The sequence below is a fragment of the Streptomyces sp. CBMA123 genome, assembly GCF_014596465.1.
Classification (GTDB): Bacteria; Actinomycetota; Actinomycetes; order Streptomycetales; family Streptomycetaceae; genus Kitasatospora.
The window spans coordinates 1-9113 of sequence record NZ_MECK01000210.1 but is presented as its reverse complement, the minus strand read 5'-3'; the positions used below and the strand labels follow the sequence as shown (position 1 = coordinate 9113).

General features: G+C 75.4%; 11 protein-coding genes and 1 pseudogene. 4 read left to right on the top strand and 8 right to left on the bottom strand.

The features are described from left to right. Window positions 1-321 (top strand): annotated as a pseudogene (locus tag BG452_RS22730) (hypothetical protein); the annotation flags it as partial. A gap of 83 nt (window positions 322-404) precedes the next feature. Here the strand turns inward: BG452_RS22730 and BG452_RS22725 are convergent. Next, window positions 405-1331 (bottom strand): EamA family transporter, encoded by a 927-nt coding sequence (locus BG452_RS22725; RefSeq protein ID WP_188306194.1) that lies wholly within the window; start codon window positions 1329-1331, stop codon window positions 405-407. Window positions 1332-1480: 149 nt separating this feature from the next. On the opposite strand from BG452_RS22725, the gene BG452_RS22720 reads away from it, so the two are divergent. Beyond that, complete coding sequence (locus BG452_RS22720; RefSeq protein WP_188306193.1) at window positions 1481-1990, top strand: MarR family winged helix-turn-helix transcriptional regulator; 510 nt, start codon at window positions 1481-1483, stop codon at window positions 1988-1990. A 76-nt stretch (window positions 1991-2066) separates the two neighbouring features. Continuing rightward, window positions 2067-2519 carry a hypothetical protein gene (locus BG452_RS22715; protein ID WP_188306192.1) on the top strand — a complete coding sequence of 151 codons (453 nt, stop codon included), beginning with the start codon at window positions 2067-2069 and terminating at the stop codon, window positions 2517-2519. A gap of 19 nt (window positions 2520-2538) precedes the next feature. Here BG452_RS22715 and BG452_RS22710 read toward each other — a convergent pair whose 3' ends face one another. Further along, window positions 2539-3195, bottom strand: a complete 657-nt coding sequence (locus BG452_RS22710; protein WP_188306191.1) for a class I SAM-dependent methyltransferase — start codon at window positions 3193-3195, stop codon at window positions 2539-2541. 38 nt (window positions 3196-3233) lie between these two features. Continuing rightward, complete coding sequence (locus tag BG452_RS22705; RefSeq protein ID WP_188306190.1) at window positions 3234-3392, bottom strand: hypothetical protein; 159 nt, start codon at window positions 3390-3392, stop codon at window positions 3234-3236. Between the two features lie 181 nt (window positions 3393-3573). Between BG452_RS22705 and BG452_RS22700 the strand changes: the two genes are divergently transcribed. Next, window positions 3574-5253, top strand: a complete 1680-nt coding sequence (locus BG452_RS22700; protein WP_188306189.1) for a serine/threonine-protein kinase — start codon at window positions 3574-3576, stop codon at window positions 5251-5253. Window positions 5254-5264: 11 nt separating this feature from the next. On the opposite strand, the gene BG452_RS22695 is transcribed toward BG452_RS22700, so the two are convergent. The 5 genes from BG452_RS22695 to BG452_RS22675 form a co-directional block, all read right to left on the bottom strand. Beyond that, window positions 5265-5735, bottom strand: coding sequence for an OsmC family protein (locus tag BG452_RS22695; protein ID WP_188306188.1), 471 nt, complete (start codon window positions 5733-5735; stop codon window positions 5265-5267). 68 nt (window positions 5736-5803) lie between these two features. Further along, complete coding sequence (locus tag BG452_RS22690) at window positions 5804-6346, bottom strand: phosphotransferase-like protein (protein ID WP_188306187.1); 543 nt, start codon at window positions 6344-6346, stop codon at window positions 5804-5806. 9 nt (window positions 6347-6355) lie between these two features. Then, window positions 6356-7759, bottom strand: coding sequence for a cobyrinate a,c-diamide synthase (locus tag BG452_RS22685; protein WP_188306186.1), 1404 nt, complete (start codon window positions 7757-7759; stop codon window positions 6356-6358). Between the two features lie 4 nt (window positions 7760-7763). Continuing rightward, window positions 7764-8369: a cob(I)yrinic acid a,c-diamide adenosyltransferase gene (cobO, locus tag BG452_RS22680; protein ID WP_188306185.1), complete on the bottom strand. Its 606-nt coding sequence runs from the start codon at window positions 8367-8369 to the stop codon at window positions 7764-7766. A gap of 6 nt (window positions 8370-8375) precedes the next feature. Beyond that, a partial coding sequence (locus BG452_RS22675; RefSeq protein ID WP_188306184.1) for a vWA domain-containing protein occupies window positions 8376-9113 on the bottom strand: 738 nt, incomplete at its 5' end.

Genomic DNA, 9113 nt, shown 5'->3' with positions numbered 1-9113 from the left:
GCGGCCACCTCCGCGCCGGTGGCCATCGCCGCGGAACCGACCCCGAGCGATGCCGACCCGGACGCCGACGACGGGGCCGGGGAGCCGACCGTGGAGGGCGGGGCGGGGGGCGCCGCGAGCGTGGCCGAGGGCGGCGGGCCCGAGGGCGGCGGGCCCGGCCCGAGCGCCAGCCCGACCCCGACCCCGACCCCGACCTGGACGCCCACCGCGACCCCGTCGGCCGTCCCCGGCCACGCTCCCAGCGCCCGCCGGATCTACGTCGCCACCATCCCGGGCGGCCTGCCGGGCGCCGCCGACATCTACATCCGCGCCACCGGCTGAGGCGTACGGCGCGGCTCCGCCCGTCGCGCCCGTGCCGCTGCCCCGTCCGGTCGGTGGCCGGGCGGGGCAGTCGCGGAGGGTCGTCAGTGGGCGGTCACCGGCTGGGGCACGGGCGCCTGGGCCGCGGGTGCCGGGTCGGCCACCGGGGCGGCCCGTCGGGCCGGGGCCTGGCCGACCAGCATGGCGCCGAGTGCCAGCAGCAGTCCCAGCACCTGCCACGCGGTGAGGGTCTGGCCGAGCACGACCAGGCCGCCGACCGTGGCCACCACCGGGTTGATCAGTCCCAGGAACGAGGCCGGCCCGGCGCCGAGCCGCTCGATGCCACGGAACCACAGCACGTACCCGAGTGCGGTGCTGAGCAGTCCGAGGTAGGCGAAGCCCGCCAGGTTGGAGGCGCTCAGGGCCGGCGGCGCGTCCTCGACCAGCGCCGCGAGCGGGACCAGGAACACCGAGCCGGCGAGCAGCTGCCAGGCCGTGAGGTCGACCATGGTGGCGCCCTCGGGGCGGCCCCAGCGGCGGGTGAGGACGGTGCCCATGGCCATCAGCCCGATCGCGGTGACCATCGCGGCGATCCCGACGCCGTCCAGCGTCGCGCCGCTCTTGAGCACCAGCAGCGCGACTCCGGCGACCCCGGCCAGTCCGGCGAGCAGGGCCCGGCGCCCGGGCCGGACCCGGAGCACGCCGATCGAGAACCCGGCGACCAGCAGGGGCTGGATCGCCCCGATGGTGGCCGCGACGCCGCCGGGCAGGCGGTAGGCGCCGACGAAGGTGAGCGGGAAGAACAGCCCGATGTTGAGCATCCCGAGCACCGCCGCGCGCCCCCACCAGCGCCCCTTGGGCAGCTTGCGCCCGATCAGCAGTAGGAGCAGTCCGGCGGGCAGCGCCCGCAGTGCGGCGAGCAGCAGTGGGCGGCCTTCGGGCAGCAGCTGGGTGGTGACCAGGTAGGTGGTGCCCCAGGCGGCCGGGGCGAGTGCGGCGGTGACGGCGATTCCTGCGCGCTTGCGGTCCATGGTGATCCCGATCCCCTCAACGTTGACTATCTGAACGTTGAGATATTTCTACGCCCGAGATCGGCGAACGTCAAGTATGTGAATGTTAAGATATCTGCGACCGGCGGCCGGTGGACGGCCGCCACGAGCCACGAGGGAGATGACCGGCCATGCAGCAGCGCGACACCGTCGACGACATCGCCGAGCAGTGGGCCAGGAACCGCCCCGACCTGCCGCTGGAGGCCATGGCCCTGATCGGCCGGCTGCGGCGGCTCAATGCCCGGGTCGACAACGCCCTGCGCGAGTACTTCCTCACCTGCGGCCTGGACTCCTCCGAGTTCGACGTCCTGGCCACCCTCCGCCGCTCCGGCGAACCCTACGAACTCAACGCCCGCGCCCTGCTCAAGTCCGCCATGGTCACCTCCGGCGCCATCACCAACCGCGTCGACAAGCTCTCCGCCAAGGGCCTGGTCGAACGCAACCCCTGCCCGACCGACCGCCGCGCCGTCCTCGTCCGCCTCACCCCGGCCGGCAAGGAACTCATCGACGCCGCCCTGCCCGGCCACATCCGCAACGAGGAGCACATCCTCACCGCCCTCGACGCCGACGAGCGCGCCCAACTCGACACCCTGCTGCGCAAACTCCTCGTCGCCCACGGCGACACCGAACCGCTCGGCTGACGACGGGGTCGTTCGCGTGACCACTACCTCCCGGCCGCGTTAACCCATCGGGACGACGCACCGGAGGAGTGGCCCGATGAAGCACAAGACCCCCAGGGAGATCGCCGTCGACGACCAGTTGCGGGCCGCCGGGGCGGAGGGCGCCCAGTGGCTCGCCGCCGCCGGGTGGGGCCCGCCGGTCACGGTGCCGCTGCAGAACGCCGCCCCGTGGCAGCGCGAGACAAGGGAACGGATGCTCGCCTCGCAGGAGGACGAGTCCTGCACCTGGTGCGACCACCTGCTCCACGGCGGACCGCAGCCCGTCGTCGTCCACGCCGAGCACCCGACCCACCTGGTCTGCCGCGCCTGCTCGACCACCGCCCGCCCCCACCGCCGCTGCCTGGACTGCGGCAGGCCCGCCCGCTCCCTCTCCCCGCTGGACGGCCGTGAGGACGTCTGCATGGGCACCGTGGCGATCTACACCCGCCTCCGCTGCGCCGCCTGCTTCCGCGGCTACCCGCTCGGCGGGACCTTCGGCAGCGGTTCGTAGCGCCCCCTCGCGGCCAGGCTCACCGCTCGGCGACCAGCGCATAGCGTTCGTCGTGCACCGGGCCGCCCCACAGTGCCGCGTCCCCGTCGAGCGGCTCGACGCGCAGGTCCGTTACCAACGGGCGCACCGCCGCGGCGAGTTCGTCCGCGCCCACACCGCCGCCCCAGGGCAGGTGCTCCGCCCCGGCGACGTACGGTGCCCACGGCTCGCCCGCCTCGCGCCACCGCCCCTCGATCAGCACCAGCCGCCCGCCGGGCCGCAACAGCCGCACCCAGCCGCGCAACGCCCGCTCCGGGTCGGGCAGCGTCCAGACCACATGACGCGACAGCACCACGTCGAAGCCGCCCGCCCGCACCGGCGGCGCCCCCGCGTCCCCCACCAGGAACCGCCCCGCCAGCCCGGCCGCCGCCAGCTTCGCCCGGGCCCGCGCGACCATCCGCGGCGCCACGTCCACCCCCGTCACCCGGTGCCCGCCCGCCGCCACCAGCTCCGCCAACGAGCCCGTCCCGCACCCGACATCGAGCACATCCACCGGCTCGGCCGGCAACCACCCCCGCACCCGCCGCGCCCACGCCTCCCGCGTCGGCGCGGCCCGCAACCCGTGATCCGGCTCCTCGTCGAAGCTCGACGCGGCCGCGTCCCAGTAGTCGGCGATGGCCCGCCCGGAGTCAGTCATGCCGCCCACTCTCCCACCCGGCACCGACACGCCGGGGCTCAGTCCAGCGCGGGCACGCCCACCCCGAACGCCCGGCAGGCGGCGGCGAGCGCCCGCGCCGGGTCGGTGGTGCCCGGGCGGCCGGTTCCGGCCGGTTCGTCGGCGTCGTCGTCCTGCTGGTCCGGGCCGGCTCCGCTGCCCCGGAGGCGGACCCCCACCGGCCGATCCGCCGGTGCGACGGCAGGCTGTTCGACGCGACCGCGGGCAGCGGGCACCGGCACCTGCCGATGCCGAGGGAGTCGGGCGGGGAGATCGACCGCTGCCTCACCGCCCTGTCGGGGGCAGACGCCTGACGGGCTCCCCCCTATACTCCGTGTGCTCGATCAGCCAGGGGGAAGCATGCTGAGCTCGTTGGACGTGGCCGTACTGATCATGATCGTCGCCACCGTGCTGGTGCGGTCGGCGACCCTGCCGGTGCTGGTGCGCGCCCAAACGGCGACGCGCCGACGGGCGTTGGCGGCCACGGGTGCGGACGCGACCGCGGGCGCGCCGGGCGGCGTCGGCGCGACCGTCGGCGAGCTGACGGTGGGCGCGCTGGGTGCTGCGGCGGCGTACGTCTACACGGCCGCCGGTTTCTTCGCCTCCCACGTCCACTGGGTGCTGAGCCAGCCGTTCGACGAGCTCAACGCGCGGTACGTGGCCGCGTCGAGGCCCATGTCGCTCGGCGTGGCGCGGGCCTGGTACATCGGCATCTTCGTCACCTGCCTGCTGCTCTGGCTGCTGTTCTGCTACCTGACCCAGCGCAACCTGCTGACCGCCGGCCTGCCGAGCGAGGCGTGGTCGTCCGGCCCGACCCGGGCCCGGATCATCGGTCTGCTCGTGGTCCGTGCGGCGCTCGGCGCGTTCCTGCTGCCGGTCGGCCTGGTCATCGCCGCATCGGTGTACCAGCTCGTCGCCCTGCTCGCGAGCCGCAAGCCCAGGGCGGTCGGCGGGGCGGCGGCGGGGGCGTCGGCGGCCCAGGCGTTCCAGGCGGCGCCGGCCGGGCAGAACCCGTACGCGCCCACGGCCGCGCAGAACCTGTACGCGCAGACGCCGCCGGCCCCGCCGCAGCCCCCGTACGTCCCGCCGCAGTTCACCCCGCCGGCCCAGCCCACCCCGCCGGTGGTGTCGGCCCCGCCGGTCGGCAGCCCGCTCAGCGCCCACGAGCCCCGGACGATCGGCGGCTACCAGCTCCTCGGCCGGATCGGCTCCGGCGGCATGGGCACGGTCTACCTCGCCCAGCGCCAGGGCTCCGCCACCCAGGTCGCGCTGAAGACCATCAACCTCGAACTCCTCGCAGACGGCGACCTGTTGCGCCGCTTCCAGCGCGAGTCCGAGGTGCTCGCCATGGTCCCGGGTGCCTACACCGCCCGGGTGCTCGACACCGGTGTGGACGCCGGACGCCCCTACCTGGCCATGGAGTTGCTGGACGGCCGCCCGCTCGACGCCCACCTGCGCGAGCAGGGGCCGATCCGCTCCGCCGAGGCGCTGCGCGCCCTGGCGCTGGCGCTGGCCGTGGCCCTGTCGGGGGTGCACCGGCTCGGGCTGGTCCACCGGGACCTCAAGCCCGCCAACATCATGCTGACCACGGCCGGTCCGCGCCTGCTGGACTTCGGCATCGCGGCGATCGTGGACGGCACCCGGCTGACCGCCACCGGCGGCGGGCCGGGCACCCTGACGTACATGGCGCCGGAGCAGTTCGGCGACGAGCGGGTCGGCGCGGCGGCCGACGTGTGGGCCTGGGCGTGCTGCGTGGTGTGCGCGGCGTACGGGGTCAGCCCGTTCGCGGCGACCAACACGGGCGCGGTGATCCGCCGGATCGTCGACACCGGGCCCGAGCCGGCCGCACTCGCGGCGGTCGAGGCCCTCGACCCGACGCTCGCCGCCGTGGTCCGCCGCGCCCTGGCCGTCGACCCGGCCCAGCGCCCGGCGGACGGCACCGGCCTGCTGGCGGCGCTCGCGGCGGCCCAGCCGACGGCGCCGGACCCGGCGGCCGTCCACGACCAGATCACCCGGGGCTGGCAGACCCTCACCCTCTGACCGGCCGGGTGCTACGGCGCGACCGTCACCTCGGCCTCGTGCCGCACCGGGAAGTCGACCGAGTTGGCGATGAAGCAGCCCCGGTTCGCCGCCGCGTGCAGGGCGAGGGCCGGCTCCACCATCCCCGGCTCGGCGACCTGGACCCGCGGGCGCAGCACCGCCGAGGTGAAGCTCCCGCCCGCCGGGGTCACGGTCATCGTGCCCGTCGGCCGGTCGACGTACGAGGTGACCACCACGCCGTTCACCGCGCACTGGTGCAGGTACGAGAGCAGGTGGCACTGGGAGAGCGCGACCAGCAGCAGCTGCTCCGGGTTCCAGCGGGCCGGGTCGCCGCGGAAGGCGGGGTCGGCTGAGCCGGGGATGCCCGGCAGGCCCTCGGCGGACACCTCGACGTCGCGGGCGTAGGCGCGGTAGTCGCTGGTGCCGGTTCCCCGGTTGCCGGTCCACTCGATCTCGGCGGTGTACTCGTGCTGCCTGGCCATGGGCGTGCCTCCGTGGGAAAGGTGGGTGCTGTCGGACAGTCAACCGCAGAAGGGCGGCCGTGCGGGGCTCATCGCGGCGCCGTGACGCGCGCGAGGACGAGCGCGGCGCAGTCGTCCGCCGAGGCGCGCGAGCTGTCGACGACCAGGTCGTAGGCGACGCCCTCGTGCACCGCCGAGGCCTGGGCGGCGGCCATCCCGGCGACCCGGTCGCCGCGGGCGGCCTCGCGGGCGGCGGCCACCGCCGGGTCGCAGCGCACGCCGACCCAGAGCACGTCCAGTCCCTCCAGGGCCGCGCGCCACCGCTGCTGCGAGCCGGCTCCGCCGAGGAACACCTCGTCCACCAGGACCGGGGCCCCGGCCCGGGCCATCGCCGCCACGCCGACCGTCCAGGCGGCGTCCAGCCGGGCGAAGGCCGGCCCGACCGCCACCGTGCCGTCCCCGTCGGTCAGGCCGCCGATGCCCTCGCCGCCGTCGAGCAGCCACGGCGGCAGCGCGTCCACCATGGTGTCCGCGCCGAGGTGCAGCCAGGGCTCCGGCAGCAGTTCCTGGAGGCGCCGGGCGATGCTCGACTTGCCGGAGCTGGAGCCGCCGTTGAGAACGATCACATCCATCTGAGCATCCTAGGAATCAGCGCCGCGCCCCGTCCCGGCATCAAAGGCCGCCGCGGCGCCCGCGAACGAGGTGGCCAGCGACGGTGCCCCGGCCCAGTGCAGGTGCAGGTAGGAGGCGTGCACGTTCCCGGCGGCGAAGCCCTCGGTGCGTGGCCCGGTGGGCAGGCGCCAGCCCCAGGCGGGGTGTTCGCCGGCGCAGGGTTCGCAGACCGTGCGGTGGAACTCGTGTCCGCGCAGCCGGGTGCCGGCCGGGCCGAGCGGGGAGTCGTGCAGGGCGACGGCCTCGCGGTAGCCGAGGGTGAGCCGTTCGGTCATCCGGGCGGTGGTGTCGAGCGCGCCGCACATCGGCAGGCCGTCCAACTCCCGTCCCAGGTAGAGCAGTCCGGCGCACTCGGCGGCGATCGGCCCACCCGCGGCGGCGAACGCGGCGATCGCGTCGCGCAGCGCGGCGTTCCCGCTCAACTCCCGTACGTACAGCTCCGGGAAGCCGCCGCCGATGACCAGCCCGGCGGTGCCCTCCGGCAGTGCCGAGGCGTGCAGCGGGTCGAACGGGACGACCTCCGCGCCTGCCGCGCCGAGCAGTTCGGCGTTCTCGGCGTACGAGAAGGAGAACGCGGCGCCACCGGCCACCGCGATCCGGGGCCGCCCGGCGACCGGCGCCACCTCCGTCGAGGGGTCCCACGGCTCGGCGTCCAACCCGGGTGCCGTGCGGGCGAGTTCCAGCAGGGCGTCCAGATCGACCGAAGCCGCGACGAGGGAGCCCATGTCCGCGACGGCCTTCAGCGCCTCCGCCGAGCGCTCCACCGCCGGGATCAGCCCGAGGTGCCGGGAGGGTGTGGCCACCGCCGCCGAGCGGCGCAGCGCGCCCAGGACGGGCACGCCGGAGCCCTCCTCCAGGGCCTCGCGCAGGAGTTGCTCGTGCCGGTCGGAGGCGACCCGGTTGAGGATCACCCCGGCGAGCCGCACCTGCGGGTCCCAGGAGGCGAAGCCGTGCACCAGCGCGGCCACCGAGCGGGACTGCGAACTGCCGTCCACCACCAGCACCACCGGTGCCCGCAGCAGCTTGGCGACGTGTGCGGTGGACGCCAACTCCCCACGCCCGGAGGCCCCGTCGAACAGGCCCATGACGCCCTCGACCACCGCGACGTCCGCCCCCGCCGCGCCGTGCAGGAACAGCGGCGCGATCCGCTCCGGCCCGCACATGAAGGCGTCCAGGTTGCGGCCCGGGCGCCCGGCGGCGAGTGCGTGGTAGCCCGGGTCGATGTAGTCGGGGCCGACCTTGTGCGGCGACACCACCAGCCCGCGCGCGGTGAGCGCCGCGATCAGGCCGGTGGCGACGGTGGTCTTGCCGGCGCCCGAGGAGGGCGCGGCGACGACGATGCGGGGGACGTCGCTCCCCGGGCTGCTGCTCACGAGGTCACCACTCGATGCCGCGCTGGCCCTTGCGGCCGGCGTCCATGGGGTGCTTGACCTTGGTCATCTCGGTGACCAGGTCGGCGACTTCGGTCAGCGCCTCGGGCGCGTACCGGCCCGTGACGACGACGTGCTGGCTGCCCGGACGGTCCTTGAGCACGGCCACCACCTCCTCCGGGTCGATCCACCCCCAGTGCATCGGGTAGGTGAACTCGTCCAGCACGTAGAAGCGGTAGGTCTCGGCCGCGAGGTCGCGCTTGACCTGCTCCCAGCCCTCCTTGGCCGCCTCCTCGCTGGTCATCTCCTGCTCGGCGGAGCGCTGGATCCAGGACCAGCCGGAGCCCATCTTGTGCCAGTCGACGGTGCCGCCCTCGCCGGAGGCGCCGAGCACGCGCAGCGCGTTCTCCTCGCCGACCTTCCACTTGGCGGACTTCACGAACTGGAACACCCCGACCGACCAGCCCTGGTTCCAGGCCCGCAGCGCCATGCCGAAGGCGGCCGTGGACTTGCCCTTCCCGGGGCCGGTGTGCACGGCGGTGATCGGCTGGGTACGGCGCTGGCGGGTGGTCAGGCCGTCGTCGGGAACGCTCTCGGGGACACCCTTGGGCATGTCGGCTCAGGCCGCCTTTCGCATCGAAGTGGTCGTACTCGCCGCGCGGTTCGCGCGGACCAGCGAGGCCACACCCTCCGCGCGCAGCTCGTCCAGGCTGACGGCGCTGGCGCCGAGCAGCCCGGCGAGGGTGCGGGCCAGGCCCAGCCGGACCGGCCCGGACTCGCAGTCCAGCACCACGCTCGCGGTGCCCTGGGCGGCGAACAGCGTGGCCGCGCGCTGGGAGCGGGCGAGCGCGTCGCGGCCGCCGGTGGCCCGGCCGTCGGTCACCACGACCAGCAGCGGGCGCCGGTTCGGGTCGCGCAGCCGCTCCACCCGCAGCACCTCGTGGGCGCGCAGCAGGCCGGCGGCCAGCGGGGTGCGGCCGCCGGTGGGCAGGGTCTCCAGCCGGGCGGCGCCGACCTCCACCGAGGAGGTGGGCGGCAGCGCCAGTTCGGCGTCCGCGCCACGGAAGGTGATCATGCCGATCTTGTCCCGGCGCTGGTAGGCGTCCATCAGCAGCGACAGCACCGCGCCCTTGACGGCGGTCATCCGCTGCCGGGCGGCCATCGAGCCGGAGGCGTCCACCACGAACAGCACCAGGTTGGACTCCCGTCCCTGGCGCACCTGTTCGCGGAAGTCGTCCTTGCGCAGCACCAGTGCCCGGCCGGCCCGCCCGCGCGCCGCCTGGTGCGGGGCGGCGGCCTGGAGGGTCGCGGTCAGGTGCAGCCGGCTCAGCGCGCCCTGCGGGCGGCGGGCCCGGAC

Bases quoted from the DNA above. Each gene is read 5' to 3' on its own strand.
- BG452_RS22725 (WP_188306194.1), bottom strand. From the start codon at position 1,331: ATGGACCGCAAGCGCGCAGGAATCGCCGTCACCGCCGCACTCGCCCCG.
- BG452_RS22720 (WP_188306193.1), top strand. From the start codon at position 1,481: ATGCAGCAGCGCGACACCGTCGACGACATCGCCGAGCAGTGGGCCAGG.
- BG452_RS22715 (WP_188306192.1), top strand. From the start codon at position 2,067: ATGAAGCACAAGACCCCCAGGGAGATCGCCGTCGACGACCAGTTGCGG.
- BG452_RS22710 (WP_188306191.1), bottom strand. From the start codon at position 3,195: ATGACTGACTCCGGGCGGGCCATCGCCGACTACTGGGACGCGGCCGCG.
- BG452_RS22700 (WP_188306189.1), top strand. From the start codon at position 3,574: ATGCTGAGCTCGTTGGACGTGGCCGTACTGATCATGATCGTCGCCACC.
- BG452_RS22695 (WP_188306188.1), bottom strand. From the start codon at position 5,735: ATGGCCAGGCAGCACGAGTACACCGCCGAGATCGAGTGGACCGGCAAC.
- BG452_RS22690 (WP_188306187.1), bottom strand. From the start codon at position 6,346: ATGGATGTGATCGTTCTCAACGGCGGCTCCAGCTCCGGCAAGTCGAGC.
- cobO (WP_188306185.1), bottom strand. From the start codon at position 8,369: ATGCCCAAGGGTGTCCCCGAGAGCGTTCCCGACGACGGCCTGACCACC.